At 40.1% G+C, this 24,878-nt stretch carries 22 protein-coding genes and 1 other RNA gene; 15 read left to right on the top strand and 8 right to left on the bottom strand.

Translation table 11 applies throughout. The features are described 5' to 3' along the window. Positions 1-13 precede the first annotated feature (13 nt). Complete coding sequence (rpoE, locus tag PSF11_RS17445; RefSeq protein WP_004921494.1) at positions 14-592, bottom strand: RNA polymerase sigma factor RpoE; 579 nt, start codon at positions 590-592, stop codon at positions 14-16. A gap of 470 nt (positions 593-1,062) precedes the next feature. Here rpoE and nadB point away from each other — a divergent pair, with 470 nt between their 5' ends. Next, a complete protein-coding gene (gene nadB, locus PSF11_RS17440; protein WP_072503000.1) occupies positions 1,063-2,664 on the top strand; it encodes an L-aspartate oxidase in 1,602 nt (533 codons plus the stop codon). 31 nt (positions 2,665-2,695) lie between these two features. Here the strand turns inward: nadB and trmN are convergent, their stop codons facing one another. After that, on the bottom strand, positions 2,696-3,424 hold the full coding sequence (trmN, locus tag PSF11_RS17435) for a tRNA(1)(Val) (adenine(37)-N(6))-methyltransferase TrmN (RefSeq protein WP_004921501.1): 729 nt from the start codon (positions 3,422-3,424) through the stop codon (positions 2,696-2,698). Positions 3,425-3,588: 164 nt separating this feature from the next. Here trmN and PSF11_RS17430 point away from each other — a divergent pair, with 164 nt between their 5' ends. The 4 genes from PSF11_RS17430 to srmB all read left to right on the top strand — a co-directional run bounded on the left by PSF11_RS17430 (position 3,589) and on the right by srmB (position 8,219). Continuing rightward, a complete protein-coding gene (locus tag PSF11_RS17430; protein ID WP_061063853.1) occupies positions 3,589-4,320 on the top strand; it encodes an IclR family transcriptional regulator in 732 nt (243 codons plus the stop codon). A gap of 2 nt (positions 4,321-4,322) precedes the next feature. Then, on the top strand, positions 4,323-5,240 hold the full coding sequence (hutG, locus tag PSF11_RS17425; RefSeq protein WP_040133320.1) for a formimidoylglutamase: 918 nt from the start codon (positions 4,323-4,325) through the stop codon (positions 5,238-5,240). A 271-nt stretch (positions 5,241-5,511) separates the two neighbouring features. After that, on the top strand, positions 5,512-6,717 hold the full coding sequence (gene gltS / locus PSF11_RS17420) for a sodium/glutamate symporter (RefSeq protein WP_014656340.1): 1,206 nt from the start codon (positions 5,512-5,514) through the stop codon (positions 6,715-6,717). A 158-nt stretch (positions 6,718-6,875) separates the two neighbouring features. After that, entirely contained in the window at positions 6,876-8,219 is a 1,344-nt protein-coding gene (srmB, locus tag PSF11_RS17415; RefSeq protein WP_072502419.1) for an ATP-dependent RNA helicase SrmB, read from the top strand. A gap of 27 nt (positions 8,220-8,246) precedes the next feature. Here the strand turns inward: srmB and PSF11_RS17410 are convergent, their stop codons facing one another. Together PSF11_RS17410 and grcA are read right to left on the bottom strand one after the other, a co-directional pair. Continuing rightward, a complete protein-coding gene (locus PSF11_RS17410) occupies positions 8,247-9,704 on the bottom strand; it encodes an ankyrin repeat domain-containing protein (protein WP_072502420.1) in 1,458 nt (485 codons plus the stop codon). A gap of 161 nt (positions 9,705-9,865) precedes the next feature. Beyond that, the gene (grcA, locus tag PSF11_RS17405; RefSeq protein WP_004921525.1) at positions 9,866-10,249 is read right to left on the bottom strand and encodes an autonomous glycyl radical cofactor GrcA; all 384 of its coding nucleotides are present in this window, start codon (positions 10,247-10,249) and stop codon (positions 9,866-9,868) included. Between the two features lie 320 nt (positions 10,250-10,569). Here grcA and ung point away from each other — a divergent pair, with 320 nt between their 5' ends. Next, on the top strand, positions 10,570-11,250 hold the full coding sequence (ung, locus tag PSF11_RS17400) for a uracil-DNA glycosylase (RefSeq protein ID WP_004921528.1): 681 nt from the start codon (positions 10,570-10,572) through the stop codon (positions 11,248-11,250). Positions 11,251-11,316: 66 nt separating this feature from the next. On the opposite strand, the gene grpE is transcribed toward ung, so the two are convergent. Then, positions 11,317-11,907, bottom strand: a complete 591-nt coding sequence (gene grpE, locus PSF11_RS17395) for a nucleotide exchange factor GrpE (RefSeq protein ID WP_004921530.1) — start codon at positions 11,905-11,907, stop codon at positions 11,317-11,319. Positions 11,908-12,008: 101 nt separating this feature from the next. Between grpE and nadK the strand changes: the two genes are divergently transcribed. The 3 genes from nadK (at position 12,009) to bamE (ending at position 15,247) form a co-directional block, all read left to right on the top strand. Further along, entirely contained in the window at positions 12,009-12,908 is a 900-nt protein-coding gene (nadK, locus tag PSF11_RS17390; RefSeq protein ID WP_040133505.1) for an NAD(+) kinase, read from the top strand. Between the two features lie 85 nt (positions 12,909-12,993). After that, a complete protein-coding gene (gene recN, locus PSF11_RS17385) occupies positions 12,994-14,655 on the top strand; it encodes a DNA repair protein RecN (protein WP_004921539.1) in 1,662 nt (553 codons plus the stop codon). A 112-nt stretch (positions 14,656-14,767) separates the two neighbouring features. Further along, a complete protein-coding gene (bamE, locus tag PSF11_RS17380; RefSeq protein WP_004921543.1) occupies positions 14,768-15,247 on the top strand; it encodes an outer membrane protein assembly factor BamE in 480 nt (159 codons plus the stop codon). A 638-nt stretch (positions 15,248-15,885) separates the two neighbouring features. Here the strand turns inward: bamE and PSF11_RS17375 are convergent. Together PSF11_RS17375 and PSF11_RS17370 are read right to left on the bottom strand one after the other, a co-directional pair. Further along, positions 15,886-16,179 (bottom strand): RnfH family protein, encoded by a 294-nt coding sequence (locus PSF11_RS17375; RefSeq protein WP_004921549.1) that lies wholly within the window; start codon positions 16,177-16,179, stop codon positions 15,886-15,888. Beyond that, the gene (locus tag PSF11_RS17370; protein ID WP_014656346.1) at positions 16,172-16,606 is read right to left on the bottom strand and encodes a type II toxin-antitoxin system RatA family toxin; all 435 of its coding nucleotides are present in this window, start codon (positions 16,604-16,606) and stop codon (positions 16,172-16,174) included. Before PSF11_RS17370 ends, PSF11_RS17375 begins: the two co-directional genes overlap by 8 nt. 154 nt (positions 16,607-16,760) lie before the next feature. Between PSF11_RS17370 and smpB the strand changes: the two genes are divergently transcribed. The 3 genes from smpB to PSF11_RS17355 all read left to right on the top strand — a co-directional run bounded on the left by smpB (position 16,761) and on the right by PSF11_RS17355 (position 19,078). Beyond that, positions 16,761-17,243: an SsrA-binding protein SmpB gene (gene smpB, locus PSF11_RS17365; protein ID WP_004921558.1), complete on the top strand. Its 483-nt coding sequence runs from the start codon at positions 16,761-16,763 to the stop codon at positions 17,241-17,243. Between the two features lie 48 nt (positions 17,244-17,291). After that, positions 17,292-17,655: a transfer-messenger RNA gene (gene ssrA, locus PSF11_RS17360) on the top strand. Positions 17,656-17,836: 181 nt separating this feature from the next. Continuing rightward, positions 17,837-19,078 carry an integrase gene (locus PSF11_RS17355; protein ID WP_072502421.1) on the top strand — a complete coding sequence of 414 codons (1,242 nt, stop codon included), beginning with the start codon at positions 17,837-17,839 and terminating at the stop codon, positions 19,076-19,078. A 677-nt stretch (positions 19,079-19,755) separates the two neighbouring features. Here the strand turns inward: PSF11_RS17355 and PSF11_RS17350 are convergent. Beyond that, positions 19,756-20,016: a hypothetical protein gene (locus PSF11_RS17350; RefSeq protein ID WP_072502422.1), complete on the bottom strand. Its 261-nt coding sequence runs from the start codon at positions 20,014-20,016 to the stop codon at positions 19,756-19,758. Between the two features lie 154 nt (positions 20,017-20,170). On the opposite strand from PSF11_RS17350, the gene PSF11_RS17345 reads away from it, so the two are divergent. From PSF11_RS17345 to PSF11_RS17335, 3 genes are all read left to right on the top strand, one after another. After that, positions 20,171-21,607, top strand: coding sequence for an SEFIR domain-containing protein (locus PSF11_RS17345; protein WP_072502423.1), 1,437 nt, complete (start codon positions 20,171-20,173; stop codon positions 21,605-21,607). A gap of 92 nt (positions 21,608-21,699) precedes the next feature. Next, complete coding sequence (locus tag PSF11_RS17340; protein WP_072502424.1) at positions 21,700-22,551, top strand: TIR domain-containing protein; 852 nt, start codon at positions 21,700-21,702, stop codon at positions 22,549-22,551. Positions 22,552-22,914: 363 nt separating this feature from the next. Next, positions 22,915-24,699 carry an AIPR family protein gene (locus tag PSF11_RS17335; RefSeq protein WP_072502425.1) on the top strand — a complete coding sequence of 595 codons (1,785 nt, stop codon included), beginning with the start codon at positions 22,915-22,917 and terminating at the stop codon, positions 24,697-24,699. Positions 24,700-24,878 lie beyond the last annotated feature (179 nt).

The following is a 24,878-nucleotide window of genomic DNA, read 5'->3' as shown; positions in this document are numbered from 1 at the left end:
AAACACAAACATATTAGTGCTGCTGGATCAGTGGCTGTACTTTATTATCAATAGCTTCTCTTGCTCTAAAGATACGCGAACGCACGGTGCCTACAGGACAATCCATGATCTCGGCGATCTCTTCATAGCTTAAACCATCAAGTTCTCTGAGTGTTATTGCCATTTTTAAATCTTCAGGTAACGACTCAATGGTTCGAAAAACTACTTTCTTCAATTCATCAGACAACATTAAGTTCTCTGGGTTCGATATTTCTTTCAAAGCGCTTGCAGTTTCGTAGTTTTCTGCATCGCTTGCTTCAAGATCTGACGCGGGTGGGCGCCTATCTTGAGCGACTAAATAATTTTTAGCCGTGTTTACCGCAATACGATATAGCCAAGTATAAAAAGCACTATCACCGCGAAACGACCCTATCGCACGATAAGCTTTGATAAAAGACTCCTGAGCAACGTCAGGTACATCCGCTTGTGGTACATAACGGGAAACCAAGCTTGCAACTTTGTGCTGGTATTTTACAACCAGTAAGTTGAACGCTTTTTGATCGCCCTTTTGGACTTTTTCGACCAACATCTGGTCCGTTAGTTGCTCGCTCATTACTGGGAAAATCTCCCGCGCTCAGGCTGTAAATTTGTTAACTTGATCATGTCTCCCTTCCTAAAGCAAGCGTTACTTTGAGTAGTAAAAACAAGTGAAGTTCAATTTAATACATAAAAATAGTAAAAAATTGACAAAAAACCGTGTGACTACCGATAGAGGATCTAAGTGATCCTAATTAATTTATCGCTAATTTATACATTATTCTACGTATCACACCGCTTTATTTACCCTAAGTACCAAACCTGACTCAACCCCCTAGTAGATATACAAGGCTGAACGCTATTTCACAAATAGCATTGCCAAGCCTGATAGGCTAACATGAAACTTCCAATAGATACTATACTGTGACTGCTCTCTGCCGTAAACGGCTAGGCCTGCCACTTCTTAGGGCGCAACCGTCTGTATAACGGGTTTTATGCTGCCCCTTATGGGTAGAAACGACGAGTATATACAACATGCAAACACTTATGAACGATCCCACACAGCATTACACTGATATTCTGATTATTGGCAGCGGTGTCGCTGGGCTTTCCGCCGCTTTACGACTTGCTCCTTTTCATAAAGTTACTCTCCTAAGTAAAAGCACACTCAATGAAGGGGCTTCTTATTACGCACAAGGTGGAATCGCAGCCGTTTTCGATAATACCGACAGCATTGAATCCCATGTAGAAGATACTTTAATTGCAGGCGCAGGTATTTGTGAAAGAGAGGCCGTCGAATTTATCGCCTCGAATGCCAAAGAGTGCGTTCAGTGGTTAATTGATCAAGGCGTACTATTTGACACGGAAGTGACTGAAACAGGTGAAACCCAATATCACCTCACTCGCGAAGGTGGACACAGCCATCGCAGGATCCTTCACCATGCAGATGCAACTGGCAAAGAGGTTGAAACGACTCTCGTCAACCTCGCTTTTGCGCATCCGAATATCCATGTTAAAGAGCGCTATAATGCGGTTGATCTCATTCGCTCCGATAAGATCGGATTAGCAGGCGAAAGCCGTATTGTCGGTGCCTATGTTTGGAATCGGCAAAAAGAGCACGTTGAAACGATCCGAGCAAAAATCGTTGTTTTGGCTACAGGCGGCGCCGCAAAAGTCTATCAATACACAACAAATCCCGACATCTCTTCTGGGGATGGCATTGCGATGGCATGGCGTATTGGATGTAGTGTCGCTAACTTAGAATTCAATCAATTTCATCCAACCTGCCTCTTTCATCCGCAAGCTCGCAATTTTCTATTAACGGAAGCGTTACGTGGTGAAGGAGCCTATTTGAAACGCCCTGATGGAAGCCGTTTCATGCCCGACTATGATCCACGCTGTGAATTAGCGCCGAGAGACATTGTTGCAAGAGCGATCGATCATGAAATGAAACGCTTAGGTGCTGATTGCATGTACCTTGATATTAGCCATAAACCCGCTGATTTTATTCAAAGCCACTTTCCTACCATCTATGAAAAACTGATGACACTTGGTTTAGATCTGACGAAAGAGCCGATCCCCATTGTACCCGCAGCCCATTACACATGCGGCGGTGTCAGCGTCGATCAAAACGGTATGACCGATATCCCCAACCTTTATGCCATTGGTGAAGTCAGTTATACAGGGTTACACGGAGCCAACCGCATGGCATCTAACTCGCTGTTAGAGTGCCTCGTTTACGGATGGTCCGCCTCACAGCATATTTGCCATGCGATCACGCAGATCGAGGATATTCCCGTTCTCCCTGAATGGGATGATAGCCGTGTACACAACTCAGATGAGCAAGTTGTGATTCAACATAACTGGCATGAGCTACGCCTATTTATGTGGGATTATATGGGGATCGTACGAACCACTAAGCGTTTAGAACGCGCCTTGCGACGCATCCATTTGTTACAGCAAGAAATTCACGACTATTATGCCAATTTCCGTATTTCTAATAACTTACTTGAACTGAGAAACCTCGTCCAAGTGGCTGAACTGATGGTTCGCTGCGCTTTAGAGCGTAAAGAGAGCCGCGGGCTACACTATACGTTAGACTACCCTGATCTACTGGAGCATTCAGGCCCCACCGTACTCAAACCGTAATCTCATACCTAGCCAACCCTCGGGTTGGCTATTAATATTTCAAATAAAAATCCCGAATAAGCCGCTGAAAGTCTTCAGTATAGATGTTATTGTCTGCTTCTTTTAACACTAACGTTGAAATTTCTGGCTCAACTAATTCCCGCTTTAATCCCAACAACATACGGTGAAATGGCGTCGTTGCTTTATCTCGAATATTAACGCGATAAGCAGTAAACCAGCCATTACGATGCGCCATAAGCTCAACTTTTTCACCGACATCATAGGGTAATACAAGGCAAAATAGGCCATCTGTGGTTAAACAATCCATCGCACTATCTAATAATGCCTGATGGGTTAACGTCGCGGTATAGCGAGCTTGCTCTCGTTGTTCACTACTGCATGATACTGATGGCTCAAAATAAGGTGGATTACTGACAATCAAATCATACGCTTTTTGCCTTGATACACTAAACTGCGTTATATCTTGCTCAAAAATCTGTAGCCTCTCTCCCCACTTTGACTCAGCGAAATTCTCCTGTGCCTGTTGAGCCGCTGCTTTATCTAGTTCAACAGCATCAACGGTCATTTGCTGATTGCGTTGTGCGAGCATTAGCGCAATGAGTCCACTGCCGCTCCCTATATCTAACGCCTTTTTAGCCTGCTGAACAGGTGCCCATGCGCCAAGTAATACTCCATCGGTTCCGACTTTCATAGCGCAACGGTCATGACCGACAAAAAACTGCTTAAAGGTAAAACCACCTTTGCGATAGCTTTTTTTCACGTTATTCAACCACTCTAAATCGTATATTAATCAATCAATCTTTCATTATGTGACAATTTAAGAATGCAAATTTTACACTTTTTCTACAAAATAATTCTCACATTATGAGAATATTATTTGAGCATCAAAATTTTTACTGCTAAGTTCGAAAAAAAGGGGATATCATGAACAGTATTAACAGGACATTGAATATTTTATCTTACATCACTGCAAGCGCGGCTCCGGTAACTCCGCAAGTGATTTCTAACGCATTAAATATTCCAGTTTCTACTGTTTATCGATTATTAGCCATTCTCATAAATTGGGAATTTGTGACCCATGCAAAACAATATGGCACTTACACTGTTGGTGCGCAGAGTATCAAAACTCAAGAAAAATACTATCACCACAGTTTACTCATGAATTCATCCCAGCTAGAACTCCAAGCTCTGAGTAAAAAGACCCAAGAAACGGTCGCTATTATTACATCAAACCTATGTGAAACTATCTGTGTTGACATGATTGAGAGTTCACAAGCCTTACGCTGCTCTTTTGTCATTGGCCGTGGTAATACTCTAATTAAAGGCGCTAGCGCGAAAACCTTGCTCGCCTTTCGAGATGAAGACTACCAATCATTAGTATTTGAAACTCATAAAGAACAGTTACCCACCCCTGAAAGTATAACGCAATTAAAAAATGCACTGATGCAAATCCGCCAGCAAGGATATGGCGTTTCATACGGTGAAATAGATGAAGGAGTCTTAGGCGTTTCAGCCCCTATTTTTAAAGGAAACGATGTGATTGCCGTCGTCTCTGTGATGGCACCTGAATTTCGTTCAACCCATCGAGTTGACGAGTTTATCTCTGAGACCTGCAAAGCAGCTCATAACATGACTAAACTAATTAATATGGAGTAATTATGGCAGCACCTTTTATCTGGCAAGGCCGTACTGATGGTGATACTGAGGAGCACCTACGTATCCATCAAGTCATGAATAAAAATACCCCTGCACAGTTTGCTTTAATTGGTTTTGCATCTGACGAAGGCGTTAGGCGCAATAAAGGACGGCTCGGTGCCAAAGCAGGACCTGATGCAATCCGTCAGCAGTTAGCTGGCCTTCCGATACATCACCCCTTGTCCATCCGTGATGCCGGCACTGTTCGCTGTGACGATGGCGATTTAGAAGCAGCGCAACGTCGTCTTTCGGATGAACTTATCAATATTTTATCATCAAATCAGACCCCCATTGTTTTAGGTGGCGGTCATGAAGTGGCTTTTGCCAGCTTTCAAGGACTGTTTGACTTCATCGCTCAAACCCAGCCTACAAAAACAATAGGTATCATTAATTTTGATGCGCATTTTGATTTACGAACGGCACCTGAAGCCACTTCCGGCACACCTTTTTTACAATCGGCACACTTATGCCAGCAGCATCATCGCCCATTTAATTATCTCTGTTTAGGTATTGCTGATCATGGTAATACGAAAGTGTTATTTGATACGGCGGATAAATTAGGTTGCCAATATATTCGTGATAAAGAACTAAATCACAGTCAATTACCTAAGGCCATAGAGCGGCTTCAACAGTTTATTAATAACGTCGATTATTTATATGTAACCGTTGATCTGGATGTCTTTTCTGCCGCAATTGCGCCTGGAGTCAGCGCTCCCGCAGCGAAAGGGATCACTACTGAGATCTTTGATGAACTGTTTTCGGTGATTAAAGCCAGCAACAAAATTGCACTCTTTGATATTGCAGAGTGCAACCCAGAATTCGATATCGATAATCATACTTCAAAATTAGCAGCTTATTTGATTTACCAATTTTTATTCTAATAAACACAATAACGCGACTGATAAATCGCCCGTAGACTCAATTTGTAGCGATATAACAATAACAGTATTTGAAAAAGTACTGACAAAAAATAAAGCGGCAATGATAGATCTCTAGCATGTTCTTCTTTAGTTAATCAGCTAAGTAGAAATAGGCTTTGGAATTTCAAAACTGTCGCTAGGCAGCGTACAAGCAACCTTTAAAGTATCAATAAGGATGCGGCTAGCCGCTAAAGACGACAAATTGTGAAAGCGGGCACACCGGGAAAATTATATGACATTACAACTAGACACATTATCTACACTTCTGCTTACTGTATTGTGCCTGCTTATGGGCATCCATTTAAAAAAACGTATCGAATGGCTACAACGTTTTTGTATCCCATCCCCAGTAATTGGTGGCTTCTTAGTAAGCCTGATTATTTGGGGGCTAAAATCCTTTAATTTAGCTGAAATCCAGTTTGACACGAGTTTGCAAACCTTCTTAATGGTTGCCTTCTTTACCACGATTGGTATTGATGGCAGCTTTCGCATTCTCAAAAACGGCGGTAAACTCCTGTTTATCTATCTGTTTATTTGCTGGTTTACAGTGATCTTCCAAGATACGTTTGGTGCCGGACTGGCGCATTTATTAGGCATTGACCCAGTCATTGGCGTTATGGCAGGTGGTGTTTCATTAACAGGAGGCCATGGCGGTGCTGCTGCATTTGGTCAAATGGCAGAAGGCTTAGGTGTGCAGTCAGCGACGGTTGCGGCGATTGCAGCGGCAACTTTTGGTTTAATCACCGGTAGCCTACTAGGCGGCCCCATTGCCTCTTTCCTGATTAAAAAATATAAGGTGACCATCCAAGCGGATGAGTCAGTGCAAAGCCCAAAAGTAACAGAGACCATTGCAGGTAAGATTGAGTCCATTGACGCCCATGCCTTTTTGAAAATGCTCGCTTTGGTACTCGGGATCATGGTAATTGGTCAATTCGCATCTGCACAATTTACCAAAGCAACAGGCTTCTCTTTGCCTAGCTATGTCGGTGCCATGATCATTGCGATTATTATTCGTAATATTAATGACCAAGTTAACCTATTTAAAATCAACCAAAAATCTGTTGATTTAATTTCTGAGGTCTCTCTCGGCCTATTCTTAACCATGGCAATGATGTCGCTAAAAATTTGGGAGCTCAAAGACGTTGCCTTACCACTCTTTATTATTCTATTCGCCCAAGTGGTTGTCCTCGTTCTATTGGTTGTATTCGTGATCTTTAAACTTTTAGGCAAAGATTACGATGCCGCTGTTATGTGTGCTGGATTAATGGGGCATGGATTAGGAGCGACACCTAATGCAATGGCAAATATGTCCTCTGTGTGCGAACGCTATAAACATGTCTCAATGAAAGCGTTCATGATCGTTCCGCTAAGTGGTGCTGTTTTAATTGATTTAGTTGGTATCCCTTATCATACTTGGTTAATTAATATCCTCAGCTAACCCCCATCGCGTGCTTTTCACCTCGGAAAAGCACGCTTTCTGGCAATATCACTGCCCGTTGAAACTTAAAACAGGTACACTTTGCTAAAAGATCGATATTTTCTGATGAACAATTTGGCTAACCTGTTTATAATCAGCGCCCCAAATAGAGGTATATCATGACTGCAACCACATTTACTGAACTTGAACTCGATGAAAGCCTGATCAACGCGCTGGCAGACAAAGGCTATGAACGCCCAACTGCAATTCAGGCTGCCGCTATCCCTGCCGCAATGGATGGGCGTGACGTTTTAGGTTCAGCCCCTACTGGTACGGGTAAAACCGCCGCATTTTTGCTGCCAGCCATCCAACACTTACTTGACTTTCCAAGGAAAAAGTCCGGTCCTCCGCGAGTGCTGATATTAACACCAACGCGTGAGCTAGCCATGCAGGTTGCAGACCAAGCAAAAGAGTTATGTGCACATAACCATCTCGATATCGCTACGATTACAGGCGGTGTCGCGTATATGAACCATGCTGAAGTTTTTAGCGAAAACCAAGATATTGTTGTCGCGACAACAGGCCGCTTGCTTCAATACATCAAAGAAGAAAATTTTGACTGTCGCGCCGTTGAAATCCTGATCCTTGATGAAGCTGATCGCATGCTCGACATGGGCTTTGCCAATGACATTGAAACAATTGCAGGTGAAACACGCTGGCGTAAACAAACTATGCTGTTCTCTGCTACCCTTGAAGGCGAAGCTATTCGTGATTTTTCTGAACGACTGCTAGAAGATCCTGTTGAAATTGATGCCGAATCGTCACGTCGCGAACGTAAAAAAATACAACAGTTTTACTATCGTGCCGATAATTTAGAACACAAAACAGCCTTGTTGTGCCATCTGCTAAAACAAGAGGATGTGACTAAATCCATTGTTTTTGTTCGTAAGCGTGAGCGTGTCCGTGAAGTCGTACAATGGTTACGAGATGCAGGTATTGAGTCTTGTTACCTTGAAGGAGAAATGGCTCAAGCGAAACGTAATGAAGCCGTTCGTCGTTTAGTGACAGGGCAAGTCAAAGTACTCGTAGCGACCGATGTTGCATCGCGAGGACTTGATATCGATAATGTCAGTCATGTCTTTAACTTTGACATGTCGCGCACCGCTGATGTGTATCTCCACCGTATTGGTCGTACCGGTCGTGCAGGCCGCAAAGGCACCGCTATTTCACTGATAGAAGCTCATGACTATCCGCTGTTCGGTAAAGTCAGCCGTTATATTGAAGACTCCATTAAAATGCGAGTCATCGATAGTCTACGCCCAAGCACCAAAGCACCTTCAGAATCTATGATGAATAAACCAAAACCATCTAAGAAAGTGCTCGCAAAACGTAAAGAGAAAAAGAAAAAAGAAGAAGAGTCCAAAAAGAAAACCAAAGTTCGTCATCGTGACAAAAAGAACATTGGCAAACGCCGTAAACCAAATTCCTCTTCTACGACACCAACTCGCGATAACGCTGAATAATGCAACTAACGGGCTACGGCCCGTTTTTTATTGCATCATTATCATCTGCAATTTTTCACGCATTCTTTTTCCTTGCGCAGATAACATATCCACTTTAATCATATGGTTTACTAAAACATCACGGCAATCATACCCCTGATAGTTTTTAATACGCCAATCAGCACCTTGGCTCAGCAAAAACTCAGCAACTGATAACGCATGGCTCCCTAATGCATCATGTAACGATGTGTTACCTAAATCATCTACTGCGTTGATTTCTACCCCTTCAGCTAATAAAACTTCCAGTTGCTCTAACCTTCCTGACTGCGCCGCTAAATGCAAATAAGTGCGATTTTGTGGCAATGACGTTTTTCTGATTTCATCTGTATAAGCAGAACTCAGAAGAATTTTCATAAAGCGAGGATCAGTCGAACGAACGGCATACCCTAGTAGCTCATTAAAATTCGCTGGTTGATTTCTCATTGAAAGCAAGGTAGAAAATTCAGTCACATTGCCTTGCTTAATACTGTTTTCACAGCTGTTTTGCCAATCTGCCAGAGTGCTGTCATGACTCAATGCAAAATTGCAGCTAAATTCTTCTAACTGTGTATTAAAATCATCATTAACCATCGCCTGTTTATTTACCCACGGTGTAAAATGACACATCATTTTGAGAATTTTTGGCATCGTATGGGCGATAAAGTTACGTGTTAACAGACGATGAGGGAGCCAATCCCGCCACGTTTTTTCCCCTTTATAGTAATCCAACACAATTTTGTTACCTAAGGCGGGAGGAAATGGCATCACTGACTGCAACAAATCTAACCAATCATAACGAACCACATAAAAGCGAACGAGACCATCCTTTGCCACTTGTTTTGCGGTCTCGTAATCCATACCAATCTGCTTGATAGTATTCGCAGAAACACCAGCAGAGCTAAAGGCGATGCAAGGTGTCTGGCTTGCAAGAGCTGCAAATGTGGCTAATCCGCCGCCTAAAGAGTGACCTATACAAATCATATTCCCTTTAGAGACCCGATGTAGAATGTTGGTTAAATTTACCGCTTGAAAATATTGCGGTTCAAAGTAGCCCAGCCCTTGTCGTAAATCAGCATAGAAATCAACGAGTTCATCAGAACCAGCAAAACTAATAATATACAAATCATTAAAGCGACAAATATTAGCTTCAAAACCTGTTGATTTATCGCGTAGTAAGCTTGGATCAATGCCAATTTCTTTGAGTTGCAGAGCATTAAGGCGCTCAACACCATGCAGATTTTTCCAATCTTTAAGATAGACCCCATAAGCAATTAACCCAATAAGATAATCATGCGATTGAGCATGTGGGCCTAAAAGTTGTTTTGGCGATAGCGTCTGCGTCCATTGATTTTGTTCAGAGCACAGTGCCAATACACCACTTTTTCTCTGATAGATATTAATGCTTTCTTTAATTAACGATATTTCATTTAATGAGTTAGTTTGGATACTCTGATTGATAGAAGACATAGACTCTCCCCATTGAAGATGTGATAAGGGAGATCATTAAAGGCGAAATTTCAGCAGGGAAAAAGAATGTACTTTATTAGAGAAGAATAAAAAAGCCATTGAATTCAATGGCTTTTTGAATTAATTTTAAACTAATACTTCTACCTTGAACAATACAACAATTACAGGCTTTCAGTAAAAGTACGAGTGATCACGTCACGTTGTTGTTCTGGTGTCAGAGAGTTAAAACGCACTGCATAACCAGAAACACGAATTGTTAACTGTGGATATTTTTCAGGGTTTTTCACCGCATCTTCTAAGGTTTCACGGCTTAAAACGTTGACATTCAGGTGTTGACCACCTTCAACACGGACTGTTGGCTTAACTTCTAAAGGTACTTCACGGTACTCAAAAGCACCTAACTCATCCTTAGCAACAATTTGTCCTTCGTTATAATCTGCTTTTGCACAAACACAACGCGCTTCATTTTTCTCTTCATCAAGTAACCAAAAAGAGTTCAATAGCGCTGCATTGTCAGTTTTAGTAATTTGAATACCAGTAATCATGTCGACCTCCACGTTCGGGTAGGATTGGGATCAATCCACTCATTTGACTGCCAATAAAATATTTGGTCTAACCAATGTTTCTACACACTATATACCAGCTAGAACCCTCAGCTTCTTTGATATTTATCAACAATTTCAAGGGGTAATTAACCGTCATTCACCCAACACTATGTTTTAAATCAATTTTTATTATTTATAAAAATCAATTTTTTTAGTTATTTTTAAAAAATTTTTTAATCAAATAGACAAAAGCTCGCCTTTATCTCTTGGGTCTTAAACTGTAAGCTTATAGACATAATTTGTTTGTTATAGGAATTTTCATGTCAAACACACCTACTTGGCACGACGTCATTGGCTCAGAAAAAACACAGGCTTATTTTAAAGACACGCTTGCCTATGTGGCGAACGAACGTCAAAAAGGAAAAATTATTTATCCCCCACAGCAAGATGTGTTTAACGCCTTTAGATATACCGAGCTTGCCGATGTTAAAGTCGTCATTTTGGGTCAAGATCCTTATCATGGTCCGGGTCAAGCCCATGGCTTATCTTTTTCGGTTCTTCCGGGAATTAAGCCCCCTCCCTCATTGGTCAATATGTACAAAGAGTTAGAAAACGACATCCCTGGGTTTAAACGCCCCAATCATGGCTATCTGCTGAGTTGGGCGCAACAAGGGGTGCTCTTGTTAAATACAGTATTAACCGTAGAGCAAGGCAATGCGCACTCTCATGCCCATTTAGGGTGGGAAACTTTTACAGATAAAGTGATTGCTGCCATTAATGAGCATAGAGAAGGCGTTGTTTTCTTGTTGTGGGGTTCACATGCCCAAAAGAAAGGCCGTATCATTGATACTAAGCGCCATCATGTACTAAAAGCCCCTCACCCATCGCCGTTGTCAGCTCACCGGGGTTTTTTAGGTTGTGGGCACTTCTCACAAACGAATCAACTATTGCAGCAGCAAGGGCTTGAAGCCATCGATTGGACGCCTGTTATCGAAGCTTAACTTTTTTGAGTGACAAAAAAACCGGGTCGCTATTGCTCACCCGGTTTCAATTTAGTTATGCGTTAATTACTTAGAAACGATAACCATTGCAGGTCTTAATAAGCGACCGTTTAAAAGATAACCTTTTTGCATCACATCAATCACTTGGTTTGGTTGATGGTCAGGCGATTCAACCATTGTCATTGCTTGATGGACTTCAGGGTTAAAGGCCACATTGGACTCACCAACGACTTCAATACCAAATTTCCCGACAGCACTTAAAAAGGTTTTAAGAGTTAAATCTAAGCCTTCTAACATTGCTTTTGATGTTTCGCTTTCATGATCAGCGGCATCAATAGCACGTTCTAAGTTATCAATCACGGGTAACAACTCATTTGAAAACTTTTCAAGCGCAAATTTATGAGCTTTTTCAATATCTTGTTCCGTACGACGACGGATATTTTCAATTTCAGCATGTGCACGTAGCATCGCTTCGCGCTCCACTTTTTGTGACGCTGCGAGTTGTTCTTCAAGCTCAGCAATACGCGCTGCTAACGCTTGTACTTCTGCCTGTGGATCCGCCTGCTGCGCTTCTTGCTCTTGCTCTAACTCCGACTTTTGCTCTTCATTTAGCTCAGGGGCTTGCTCATCATGCATGTTTTGTTCTTTACTACTCATGAATTTCTCCGCGTATTTAGCATTAATCCCATTTATTAGAGTATTATGGGGATATAAAACAGGGATTCAAGGGACGTCACGCAATGAGAGGCCAAAAAATTATGCGTAAGGGTAATAACACGCAAAAAACAAATTTTCGAACTATCGGTATTGTGGGGCATCCACGTCATCCCGAAGCTTTAGCGACCCATGAATTAATCTATAATTGGCTATTATCTAAAAATTATCATGCCATTATTGATAAACAAGTGGCCAAAGATTTAAAACTACAAAATGCGAACACAGGTAACCTTACAGAGATTGGTCAACAGGCTGATTTAGTTATTGTTGTTGGCGGTGACGGCAACATGCTAGGGGCTGCTAGAATTCTATCTCGCTACAATAATAAAGTGATTGGTGTTAACCGCGGGAACCTTGGATTTCTCACTGATCTTGACCCTGATAATGCTTTACAGCAATTATCTCGCGTGTTGGATGGCGAATATCATGAAGAACAACGTTTTTTGCTGGAAGCACAAGTAATAAAACCGAATCAGAAAGCACGAAAAAGTAGCGCAATTAATGAGGTGGTATTACACCCCGGTAAAGTCGCTCATATGATTGAATTCGAAGTGTACATTGATGATCGTTTTGCCTTTTCACAACGCTCTGATGGGTTAATTATCGCCACTCCGACAGGCTCGACAGCCTATTCACTCTCTGCTGGAGGGCCAATTCTCACACCAAATCTTGATGCAATTGTACTCGTCCCTATGTTCCCACATACGCTCTCTTCACGCCCATTAGTGATCAGCAGTGATAGTCGTATTCGCCTGAAATTTTTACGCAGTAATATTGACTATGAAGTGAGCTGTGATAGCCAAATCATGCTTCCTATACAAGATGGTGAAGAAGTCGTCATACAGCGTAGTAATAAAAGTTTAAATCTTATTCACCCAAAAGATTATAACTATTTCAATACGTTAAGCTCAAAATTAGGCTGGGCCAAAAAAACTTTCTAATTTTTTTCATCTGCCTCTTTACTGTATAAAAAAACAGGATACACTGTATACAAACACAGGTGTGTATTTTCACAGGAGAGCGCAGATGCTTACCCAACTTACCATTAATAATTTTGCTATCGTTCGTGATCTGGAAATCGATTTTCGTAGCGGTATGACCACAATTACAGGTGAAACTGGTGCAGGTAAATCTATCGCTATTGATGCACTTGGTCTCTGCTTAGGTAGCCGCGGCGATGCCAATATGGTACGTCCCGGCGCACAACGCGCTGACTTATGTGCACGCTTCTCCTTAGTGGATGCAGATATGGCTGCCAAGTGGCTCATTGAACATGAACTTGATAATCAAAGTGAATGTCTTTTACGGCGTACCATTACGTTAGATGGTCGTTCACGTGGTTTTATTAATGGTACAGCGGTGCCACTTTCACAGCTTCGTGAACTGGGCGCTCTGCTTATCCAAATCCATGGGCAACACGCACATCAGCTTTTACTCGATAATAACCATCAGAAATCACTGCTGGATGCCTATGCCAATCAACAAGAGCGTTTCTTACAAATGAAACACGCATGGCAAAAGTGGCATGATTCATGCCAACAGCTCGCCATGTTTCAAAAACAGATGCAAGAGCGTGAGTCGCGTCAACAGTTGCTTGATTATCATTTAAAAGAATTAGCTGAGTTTTCACCTGTTCAAGGTGAATTTGAAAGTATTGAGCAGGAATATAAGCAACTCGCTAATTACGGGCAGTTTTTAACGCTTGGGCAAAATGCCATGCAAATTATGTCCGAGAGTGATGATGCTAATATTTTGAGTTTACTCAACAGCGCCAAGCATGAATTAGCCGAGCTAGCATCCCTTGATACAAAATTTTCTAGTCTACTCAATATGCTAGAAGAAGCATCTATTCAAGTCAGCGAGGCAAGCGATGAGTTAAGGCATTATTGTGATCAGTATGAATTGGATCCTAATCGCTTGTATGAACTTGAACAGCGTATATCAAAACAAATTAGCCTTGCTCGTAAACATCATATTATGCCAGAGGCATTACCTGAGCTTTATCAGCAGTTATTAGACGAACAAGAAAAAATAGCCAACCAAAATGAAGATTGTGAAATGCTAAGTGAGCAAGTTCACCAAGATCATCAACATGCGATGGCTTGTGCTCAAGATCTGCACCAAGTTCGTTTAGAGTATGCTCAAGAACTGAGTCAACTGATTACTAATAGTATGCATCAACTTTCTATGCCTCATGGTCGGTTTACTATTGATGTTAAGTTTACCCCTGAGCATCTACAGCCAGATGGGGCAAGCAAGGTGGAGTTCAATGTCACAACAAACCCAGGGCAACCACATCAAGCACTTGCTAAAGTTGCTTCTGGAGGTGAATTATCACGTATCGCATTGGCTATTCAGGTGATCACAGCGAAAAAAATGGATACACCAGCACTGATTTTTGATGAGGTCGATGTCGGTATTAGCGGCCCAACGGCTGCTATTGTTGGGCGATTACTCCGTGAATTAGGTGAATCAACCCAAGTCATGTGTGTAACACATCTACCCCAAGTTGCAGGCTGTGGGCACCATCATTTTTATGTCAGTAAAGAAACGAACGGCATAGAAACCGAAACACATATGCAATTACTTGATAAAAAATCACGTTTACAAGAACTTGCACGTTTATTAGCAGGCAGTGAAGTGACCAAAAACACATTGGCAAATGCAAAAGAGTTACTTGCCGCATAAATTTTGACAACTTTTTTGCACTCCTATGGTCTTAGAGTCAATACGGAAGGTTTTAAAATGTATCAATGTCGATTATCATTGATGTTCTGACTCCAAAAGGAATGAGATATCCATGCGTTATAAACTGTTAACTGCTGCTGCACTATCACTCGCATTAATGTCATCAGGTTGTTCAATGATGGAGCGTCTGGTCTATCACCCTGACATTAACCAAGGTAATTACCTGACAGCGAAAGATGTTGCTAAGATACAAAAAGGAATGACTCAGCAACAGGTCGCGTATACTTTGGGCACACCAATGTTAACCGACCCGTTTGGTACTCAAACTTGGTATTATGTTTTCCGCCAAGAGCTTGGTCATGATCCCGTTAAGCAACAAACTTTGACTCTTAGCTTTGACCGTAATGGTATCCTGACTGATATCAAAAATGAGAAGGATCTTTCAGAGCAGGAATCTATGGAAGCAAAAGAAATTGAAAATGCACAGCCAGTATCTGCTGAGCCTGCTTCTAGCAACACTGAAGCTAGTGAACCTGTTTCAGAGCAGCCACAAACCGCAGCTCCCGCGACTAAAAAGATGCTAAGCAAATAAGCTTGTTAACTGATATTCGTTATCCACTTATTTGTTAATTAGCCTTACAATAGCTACCTGTCATCAATATAAAACAGGTAGTTATTGCTGCTTTAGGCTATCTAAAGAATTCTCAAACCTAGCACTAAATTGCGCTGCGATGAATACAATTAGCCACTTAGCCATTCAAAGTACGCACTATCAAAACCAAAAACTCTCAATTTGTTCAATAAAAGCTATTTTTACTGCTGCACTCTATTTGACTGGCATCATGAGTATCGCGTATTACATTAATACCGTTTAATCCATCAAGGCACTCATCAACAGGTAATAAAAATTCTCAACTTAATGCAATAGTAAGAGTCTCCCCCCTATCCTCTATTACACTAACGCCATTGTCTCTAGTGCTAAGCTCTATTTCATTGGCGTTATTTCGCCAGTGTTCTTCTCATTACCAACAGCGCTTTTCATAGAATGCTGTCAATATACTGCGCTTTTGTACTGGCATAATATATGCACCCAGACATGATAATAGCAAAATTCTTTCATTTGGTTGAAAAGATACTGATTAAGCCGTAATACTACCTGCACGATTAAACCATCCAAAAACAGGCAATAAAAAACCGAGCAAGTACTCGGTTTAATCACAAAAAAGAGAGTTATTTTTTACTATCTTTAGATTTTTCAGCCCGTTTACGGCGTAACTCTTTAGGATCAGCAATAAGAGGCCGATAAATTTCCACTCGGTCACCCTCATTCAACTTATCACTCAGTTTTGCAGGGCGACTATAAATACCCACCTTATTTTTTTTAAGGTCAATATCCGCCCGTAATGCAAGGATACCAGATGCCATTATTGCATCTTCAACTGTAGCACCTTCCATAACCTTAACTGGTAATAGATATTGCTTCTCCGGCAAAGCATAAGTGACTTCAACATTTAGCTCAGACACTATAGATATCCTTCGCTCTCAACGTAAAAGCTTGTACCATGTTATTCGCAAGTTCTTTAAAGATTTTGCCAAATGCAAGTTCAATCAGCTTATTAGTAAACTCAAAATCAAGATGGAATTCTATCTTACAAGCATCTGGGCTTAGAGGTATAAAGCGCCATCCTCCCGTTAGTTTACTAAAAGGCCCTTCAACCAATTGCATATGGATACCCTTGTTATCCTCTAACACATTTTTGGTTACAAAGGTCTTACTGATACCTGCTTTTGAAACCTCAACAGAAGCGGTCATTTCATCATCACTATGACTAATCACCCGACTACCTACACATCCAGGCAAGAAGCTTGGATATGCAATGACATCATTAACAAGTTTATACATTTGTTCCGCGCTAAATGGGACTAACGCAGAGCGACTAATCTGTGGCATATCAATTCCTATCCCCAAAAACTGCCCATATAATACCACTATTGATTGGTTAAACAAAAAACAAAACGGATTAAGCACAATAATTGCACAATCGGCACATTTTTAAACACGGAAAGATTTATTTCACTTCAGCTTACAGTATAATGAACAAACTATGACAAAGAAAAAAGCTTATAAACCTGGTTCGGCAACTATTGCCCTAAACAAACGTGCTCGCCACGAGTATTCTATCGAAGATGAATTCGAGGCTGGCTTGTCCCTACAAGGTTGGGAAGTAAAATCGCTCCGTGCTGGTAAAGCGAACATTGGTGATAGCTATGTCCTGCTTAGGGATGGTGAAGCCTATTTATTTGGTGCGAATATCACACCTTTAAATGTTGCATCCTCTCACGTAGTTTGTGACCCAACACGCAGCAGAAAGTTGTTACTGAACCAACGAGAATTAGACACCCTTTATGGTCGCGTAAACCGTGAAGGTTATACTGTCGTTGCTCTTTCTTTATATTGGAAAAATGCTTGGTGCAAAGTCAAAATTGGCGTTGCAAAAGGTAAAAAAGCACACGACAAACGTTCTGATATTAAAGAACGCGAATGGAAACTAGATAAAGCACGTATAATGAAACATTCTAATCGCTAAGTTCTAGCTTTTTAGAGTATTTTTCTGTTATACTGCACTTAACAACTTGGGGCTGATTCTGGATTCGACGGGATTTGCGAAACCCAAGGTGCATGCCGAGGGGCGGTTGGCCTCGATAAAAGCCGCAAAAAAATAGTCGCAAACGACGAAAACTACGCACTAGCAGCTTAATAACCTGCATAGAGCCCTCTCTCCCTAGCCTCCGCTCTTAGGACGGGGATCAAGAGAGGTCAAACCCAAAAGAGATCGCGTGGATGCCTTGCCTGGGGTTGAAGCGTTAAATTTAATCAGGATAGTTTGTTGGTGGCGTGTCTGTCCGCAGCTGGCAAATGAATTTAAAGACTAGACTAAGCATGTAGTACCGAGGATGTAGAAATTTCGGACGCGGGTTCAACTCCCGCCAGCTCCACCAAATTATCTTCTAAGGACGTCCAAAGAAGACTGAAAAGCCCGCTAACTCAATGAGTTGCGGGCTTTTTTATGTCCTACGCTGTCCTATTTTATCCCACCCAAGCTAATTCCTTTAGGCCCATTGATAGGCCCAACGAAAAGAACTAACATCTTTGTTGGGCCTAAACGCATGGAGATTTTTCATGGCAAGAAAAACTAAGCCATTAACCGATACCGAAATCAAAGCAGCTAAACCGCAGGACAAGGACTATCAGCTGTATGATGGTGATGGACTCACACTGCTAATCAAATCTAGCGGAAGCAAGTTATGGCAATTCCGTTACTACCGCCCTTATACAAAACAAAGGACCAAACAAAGTTTTGGGGCCTACCCTGCTGTCACACTTTCCGATGCTAGAAAACTTAGAGCAGAATCTCGCTCATTACTGGCGAAAGATATTGGCCCTCAAGAATATCAGAAAGATCAAATAAGGAACTCTCAAGAGGCTAAAACTAATACCTTCCAACTAGTCGCTGAACGTTGGTGGGAAGTGAAGAAATCCACCGTCACAGAAGACTACGGTAATGATATCTGGCGTTCACTTGAACGAGATGTTTTTCCCGCCATAGGCGATATCAGCGTTACCGACATCAAAGCGCATATATTGGTCCAAGCAATACAACCAGTTCAAGCCAGAGGTGCATTAGAAACCGTTCGCCGCCTTTGTCAGCGTATTAACGAAGTCATGATCTACGCTCAAAATACTGGGTTAATTGATGCCGTTCCAAGTATCAATATTGGCAAAGCTTTTGAAAAACCCAAGAAAAAGAATATGCCAAGTATTCCCCCTGATCAGCTACCAAAGCTCATGCAGACAATGCGTACAGCTAGTATTAGCCTATCTACTCGATGCTTGTTTATGTGGCAGCTACTCACCATCTCGCGCCCTGCCGAAGCCGCTGAAGCTCGCTGGGACGAAATCAACTTTGAAACCAAGGAATGGAAGATCCCCGCTGCTAGAATGAAAATGAACCGTGAGCACACTGTTCCGTTATCTGAAGCTGCTTTAGCTATTTTAGAGCTAATGAAACCATTAAGTGGTAATCGTGAGTTTATCTTTCCTAGTCGAATCAAGCCTACCCAACCGATGAATAGCCAAACCGTCAATGCAGCATTAAAACGCGCTGGATTCGGTGGTGTACTTGTTTCACACGGTCTACGCTCAATTGCTAGTACGGCACTCAATGAGCAAGGATTTCCACCTGACGTTATCGAAGCCGCCTTAGCCCATGTTGATAAAAACGAAGTTAGACGCGCCTATAATCGCAGTGACTACCTAGAGCAAAGACGCCCCATGATGCAATGGTGGGCTGATTTTATTGAGGAAGCAGATAGGGGGAGTATTATTGAAGGCGGGATAAGAGGAATATCGCTAGTTGGATAACTTACTATTGTCCACTCCCCATTAATTGAGACACACCAACTTAGAGTTTTCTAACTGTTTACGATAGGCCTCCGGAGGGAGGCAGACATTTTAGAGACCCCCTTAAATCCCTACCAATCGGGTTAAAAACGAAAGATATGCAACAGAGTCCATTACATAAATTAATAAAAAAATCAGGTCAAACTCAAGCTATATCGGTTCAAACAGCTAATTCCCACTTACAAAAAGTTTCACATTTGTTACTTAACCCAGAATCCGATTCCACAAGAACCGCTTCCAACACCCAGAATTAATCATAAGGATGATAGACTTGTTATCACAAATGAAGAAGCAACTAAAGTCTTTAGTCACCCCATATTTACCAAACATCAAGGCATCAAGACTAAAAAGATACAACAACCGTATCATTTTTGGCTGCCTTTAGAGAGAGGATACCTTGTTGAACAGAATACCGAAAAAGCTATCAAGTTGTTAGAAGAAGCAACAAACTTAGGGGATAAGCCATCACAATACTACCTCGGCGAATCAATGTTGCTAGTCATAACGAAAGAAAATGCTGATGGCACGTATGATGTTAACGATAGTAGACAACTTTACTGGAAGCAAAAAGCTGATTCCAAATAACTCCACACATAATAGCAAGCCCAAATCTAATGGGCTTGCATACACCAAATAGTTTATTTTTTACTAGTACGTTCTTTATTTGCCTGTGATAACACAGATGCAGCAAAAGTTTTAGTTTCGTCACTATACTTTGAGCTTTTTAACACATTAGATGCAATAGTTTCCATCTCTGCCCCTGTTTGTTTCGAGCTACTTGATTGCGAAAGAACAGAAGCCGCTAAGGTTTTTTGGATTTGGGATGCATTTTTGCTTTGAATAGTTTTAGCTGCTTGAGATGCTAACTGTTTCGAGCTTTTCTTCTTATTGACTGTCATTTCTTACTCCTTTAAGTTTAAGTCAACTTTCAATATATTGTATTGCAAGCTTCATGTAAATAACTACATGTAGTATTTTTGGGGTTCCCTTTCATCTCCAAGCGGTTATAATTCAATATGACTAATTAATCTGTTTTTTGGAATTGATAAACTCATGGATAACCCTAAATTATTTATATCGTATAGCTGGTCTAATCCTGACCACGAGCAATTTGTGCTAAATTTAGCAACTGAATTAAGAGAGTCTGGAGTTGAGGCCATCTTAGACAAATGGGATCTAAAAGAAGGCCATGATGCCATTGCATTCATGGAAAAAATGGTTACTGATCCTGAAATACAAAAAGTAATAATTATCAGTGACAAAATGTATGCTGAAAAAGCAAATGGTAGAGCTGGCGGGGTTGGTACAGAAACACAGATCATATCAAGAGAAGTATACCAGCAACAAGAACAAAGCAAATTTGTCGCTATTGTTACAGAAAGAGATAGTAATGGAAAAGCATATCTGCCTGTTTATTACAAGTCTCGGATGTATATTGATTTCAGTGAGCAAGACAATTATAGCGACGGTTTTGAGAAACTTTTACGCTGGATTTATGACAAACCTCTATTTGTTAGACCTGAAATAGGAAAACGACCATCATTTCTTGATGATTCAAATAGTATCACGCTTGGAACAACTGCCAGCTATAAAAGAGCTATCACAGCTATCCGTGAAAATAAATCATTCATGACTGGTGCTATTGATGAGTACCTAACAACCTTTTCCAATAACCTTAAAAATTTTAGAATTATAGAAAGGAATGGCGAGTTTGATGATCAACTTATTGAAAATATAGATAAGTTTTTACCATTCAGGGATGAGGCTATCTCATTGTTTTCAAACATCGCACAGTATGCAGCAACAGAAGAAAATATAATTAAACTTCACCGTTTTTTCGAAACGTTAATCCCATATACGTATCCCCCATCAGATAGTTATAGCTGGTCAAAATGTGATTTTGATAACTTTAAATTTATTATTCATGAACTCTTTTTATATGCTGTTGCAGCTTTAATTAGAAATGAAAGATTTTCCATATTAAATGAATTCCTTACAATGAAATTTTATATACCTGAAAAAACAAGTTCAGGTAAAGATCCAATGACAAGCTACGAAACTATATATACGCACATAAGCTCATTAGAACATCGAAATAAAAGACTAAATCTTAACCGATTATCTTTACATGCCGATATACTAAAACAGCGATGTAAACATTCAGGTTTTGAATTTAAGCAACTGATGCAAGCTGATTTCACTCTATTTCTTAGATTAGATATTGTATCTATGAATAGGTACTACAGATGGTATCCTGTCACATTAGTCTATACCACCAACTACCCGCGGACATTTGAAATATATGCTAGGGCATCTTCAAAAATTTATTTTGAAAAAATAAAGTGTATATTATCAATAAACCAGTTTTCAGACTTAGAAACAGTAATGAATGCATATGAGAATAATCAGTTAAAAGTTCCTACATGGCAATATGAATATTTGGAACCAGATGCATTAATCGGATATAAAAAACTATCGACTCAACCATAACCAAGCTATCATTGCCAAACAAAGATAGCTTCACGCAAGATACTGTAATTCACTGTTAACTATAGATTTATAGTAAAAAGAAGAACAAAAATATGTCTAATGAATATTATCATGTAATTTTACAAACAAAAGTGCGAAATGCTAAAGGCTCTCCTGAATTCGTGTATTGGTTTGACTGCCAAAATTTGCAAGAGCTTGATGAGGATATACTCACTCCATATTGCACAGATGGAGAGCTATATATCGATGGTAGATATATTCCCCTAAGTAATATTGATGCTCTAACAATCAAAAAGTCTAATATACCCATACAACAGATTGTAGATGATCTCAATTCTCGGCGTTCACGTAATGTATTAATTGTTTATTCTAAAGCAAATGTTGTTCGTAGTGACCGGAATCTCGAGAACGTAACAAAAGAATTAGTAAAGAGCAAGCAAAAAACTTTAAAAAATAAAGTAATAGAAACCACTACATCCAAAGCAAAAATTACTGATAACCAAAAAGTATTTGTTGTTCATGGGCAAGATAATGCAGCGAAGCAAGAAATGGCTAGGTTTTTAGAAAAAGCGGGGCTAGAAGCAATAATACTCCATGAGCAAATCAGTTCGAGCAAAACAATAATTGAAAAAATAGAATCTTTTAGTGAAGTAGGTTTTGCAGTTGTTCTATATACACCTTGTGATGTAGGGGCTAAAAATAGCCCATCGGATACTAATTTGCAGCCTAGAGCCAGACAAAATGTAGTTTTTGAACATGGATATTTTATTGGTCTTCTTGGACGCTCAAAAGTTTCTGCGTTCGTAAAAGGTGATATAGAAAAACCTAACGATATAAGTGGTGTTGTGTACACTGAGTTAGATGATGCTGGAGCATGGAAAATAACCCTATTAAGGGAGCTAAGAGCAAATAATTACAATGTAAATACAGATGCTATTTTGTAACCAAATTCAGTTCCCATATAGGAGGTGAACTCACTGCAAACCTCAGTATCTTATTCTTGCAGCCATAAACCAAATGTGCCACACTAATGTGTCATTAACTTCATCGACATAGATAGAAGAATCAGACAGTTACATTAGGCAGGAGCTTCAAGCCAGCTCCACCAAATTTTAACTGTCAGCGATGTGACAACAACTTTAAAAACAGTAAGTTAGCAAAGTTGAGCGGACAGTAACATTACCCAGAATGGACTTCGAAATGCACGTGCACTAGAAGAACAAAAAAGCCCACTTCGGTGGGCTTTTTTGTTATTACCTTACAAAGAATAATATTGGACAATTTCAGTAACAAATGGAGAATCCCCTATGCCATACAATTCTTTTACTGACAGTTCTTTTGTAAATGCATTAACTAAAAGAGCCGACCTTGAGATTTTTAATGAAAATAAAGGTGCTGTTTTTGCTTTAGAATTATTTTTTTCACTAGACGACCCCATAAATATACTTACCCCTGCAATAACTGGTGGTAGTGACGATGCAAAGATAGATGTTTTATTTGTTAGTAGAGAGCTTAGCTCTGTTGTTTTGATTCAGGCTTATGAAGCTCAAACATTTAAGCCTACTGCCAAAGGCAATAAAGGAACTGATCTTTCATATGCACTTGGGGTGCTATTAACAGCAGATGAAAATGATATACCTGAAGGTATTCGGCCTCATGTTCTTGATGCAAGGGATGCGTTTCAGTCTGGTCAAATTAGCACATTACATGTTTGGTTTCTCCACAATTGCCCTGAATCAAAACAAATACAACAACAAATGACACCATGTTTTGAATCATCTAAAGAGCAATTAAAAAAATATGAATTAGATGGGCATAAAATAAATCTAAGCTTGAAAGAAGTAGGTTTAGAAACTTTAGACTCCATCTATGAATCATCTACACAACCAATAACTATAAATGATGAAATAATATTTCCTTCTCCTCGCGAAGGTTTTTATAAATCTGAAAATTCATGGCAAGCATTTATCACAACAATTAGCGGGGAATGGATCGCCGAACTTTATAAAAAACATGCGTCAACTCAATTATTTAGTGCAAACGTGCGTCAATTCATGGGGGCTAATAATAAAGATAACGACAAAATTATTAATGCGGGGATTCAACTATCAGCCAAGGAAAACCCAAAGAATTTTTTAGTTTACAATAATGGAATAACAGCTCTTGTTCATGACTTTGACATTTCTGATGGGAAAATCAAATCAATTAAAGGAATATCCATTGTTAATGGGGCTCAGTCCACGGGGTCGCTAGGTACACTTCCGGACGATGTTGATATATCAGATATAGAAATAGGCATACGTTTTATAAAATGTGAGAATAAACAAACTATTGAAGCTATTACTAGATATAACAATAGCCAAAATAAAGTGCTTCAATCAGACTTTAGAGCTAATGACTCAATTCAAGAGCGCTTGCGAAGTGAATTCAGCAGACTCCCGTCTGGTGAATATGACGGAGGTCTTCGAGGCTCAATCACTACAGATAGAAAACTTAAGGTAGATGCTCATTCCGCTGCGCAAGCTTTAATGGCTTGGCATGGTAGCCCATATGATAGCTATCACAATAAAATGAAGATATGGGAAGATGATGACCTTTACAAGACTTCATTTAACCAGTCTATTTCAGCTGAACATATTTTATTTGTCTACACTCTACTTGAAGCCTGTAACTTCTACTTAGAAGAACTAAAGTATAAAGATAAGAATGGAAATATAGCCCAAAATGAAAAAGATACTTTACTTCTTTTAAATGAAAGGGGAAGCTCATTTTTAATTATTCATGCTGTTCAAAAGATTATCGATATCATTTTAGAAGAGAGTGTCAAATCACCTTATGGAATATGCTTCAGAAGAAACATGTCTCGTCAGCAGTGTATTGAATCATGGAAAAAACTGATTCATATGCTTTCTTACCAATTGCAAGTAATTAAACCAGCATTAAAAAATCGACTATCTAATCAATCTGCAATTGCCTCTGCATGTGAAGCATTTGTTGCTAATTTTGGATCTTTATTTTTAGTAATGAAAAATCAATTAGCAAAAAATCCATATGCTGAATTCATACAAGATATAAATAATAAAATTCAGTGAATTAAGACAATTTAATCGTATGGTAGGAAGTATTATTACTAACGTACTCCTACCATCGATTATTATTTTTGTGGCATTATTTACGTTAGTATTTCAGTAATTGTTCAGCTTGCTTTTGATGTAGATAAAATGAACCACATTTATGAAAATCTGGACTTCGGTTGACAATTAGTTTTTTC

The organism is Providencia sp. PROV119 (assembly GCF_028482435.1).
Taxonomy (GTDB): Bacteria; Pseudomonadota; Gammaproteobacteria; order Enterobacterales; family Enterobacteriaceae; genus Providencia; species Providencia stuartii.
This window is presented reverse-complemented; position numbering and strand designations above follow the sequence as displayed.

What these genes read in the sequence shown, in the direction of transcription:
- PSF11_RS17335 (WP_072502425.1), top strand. Translation starts at nt 22,915, where the DNA reads ATGCCATACAATTCTTTTACTGACAGTTCTTTTGTAAATGCATTAACT.
- PSF11_RS17345 (WP_072502423.1), top strand. Translation starts at nt 20,171, where the DNA reads ATGGATAACCCTAAATTATTTATATCGTATAGCTGGTCTAATCCTGAC.
- PSF11_RS17370 (WP_014656346.1), bottom strand. Translation starts at nt 16,606, where the DNA reads ATGCCACAGATTAGTCGCTCTGCGTTAGTCCCATTTAGCGCGGAACAA.
- grpE (WP_004921530.1), bottom strand. Translation starts at nt 11,907, where the DNA reads ATGAGTAGTAAAGAACAAAACATGCATGATGAGCAAGCCCCTGAGCTA.
- bamE (WP_004921543.1), top strand. Translation starts at nt 14,768, where the DNA reads ATGCGTTATAAACTGTTAACTGCTGCTGCACTATCACTCGCATTAATG.
- nadB (WP_072503000.1), top strand. Translation starts at nt 1,063, where the DNA reads ATGAACGATCCCACACAGCATTACACTGATATTCTGATTATTGGCAGC.
- PSF11_RS17410 (WP_072502420.1), bottom strand. Translation starts at nt 9,704, where the DNA reads ATGTCTTCTATCAATCAGAGTATCCAAACTAACTCATTAAATGAAATA.
- hutG (WP_040133320.1), top strand. Translation starts at nt 4,323, where the DNA reads ATGGCAGCACCTTTTATCTGGCAAGGCCGTACTGATGGTGATACTGAG.
- PSF11_RS17340 (WP_072502424.1), top strand. Translation starts at nt 21,700, where the DNA reads ATGTCTAATGAATATTATCATGTAATTTTACAAACAAAAGTGCGAAAT.
- gltS (WP_014656340.1), top strand. Translation starts at nt 5,512, where the DNA reads ATGACATTACAACTAGACACATTATCTACACTTCTGCTTACTGTATTG.
- nadK (WP_040133505.1), top strand. Translation starts at nt 12,009, where the DNA reads ATGCGTAAGGGTAATAACACGCAAAAAACAAATTTTCGAACTATCGGT.
- PSF11_RS17355 (WP_072502421.1), top strand. Translation starts at nt 17,837, where the DNA reads ATGGCAAGAAAAACTAAGCCATTAACCGATACCGAAATCAAAGCAGCT.
- recN (WP_004921539.1), top strand. Translation starts at nt 12,994, where the DNA reads ATGCTTACCCAACTTACCATTAATAATTTTGCTATCGTTCGTGATCTG.
- srmB (WP_072502419.1), top strand. Translation starts at nt 6,876, where the DNA reads ATGACTGCAACCACATTTACTGAACTTGAACTCGATGAAAGCCTGATC.
- smpB (WP_004921558.1), top strand. Translation starts at nt 16,761, where the DNA reads ATGACAAAGAAAAAAGCTTATAAACCTGGTTCGGCAACTATTGCCCTA.
- ung (WP_004921528.1), top strand. Translation starts at nt 10,570, where the DNA reads ATGTCAAACACACCTACTTGGCACGACGTCATTGGCTCAGAAAAAACA.
- PSF11_RS17430 (WP_061063853.1), top strand. Translation starts at nt 3,589, where the DNA reads ATGAACAGTATTAACAGGACATTGAATATTTTATCTTACATCACTGCA.
- PSF11_RS17350 (WP_072502422.1), bottom strand. Translation starts at nt 20,016, where the DNA reads ATGACAGTCAATAAGAAGAAAAGCTCGAAACAGTTAGCATCTCAAGCA.
- grcA (WP_004921525.1), bottom strand. Translation starts at nt 10,249, where the DNA reads ATGATTACTGGTATTCAAATTACTAAAACTGACAATGCAGCGCTATTG.
- rpoE (WP_004921494.1), bottom strand. Translation starts at nt 592, where the DNA reads ATGAGCGAGCAACTAACGGACCAGATGTTGGTCGAAAAAGTCCAAAAG.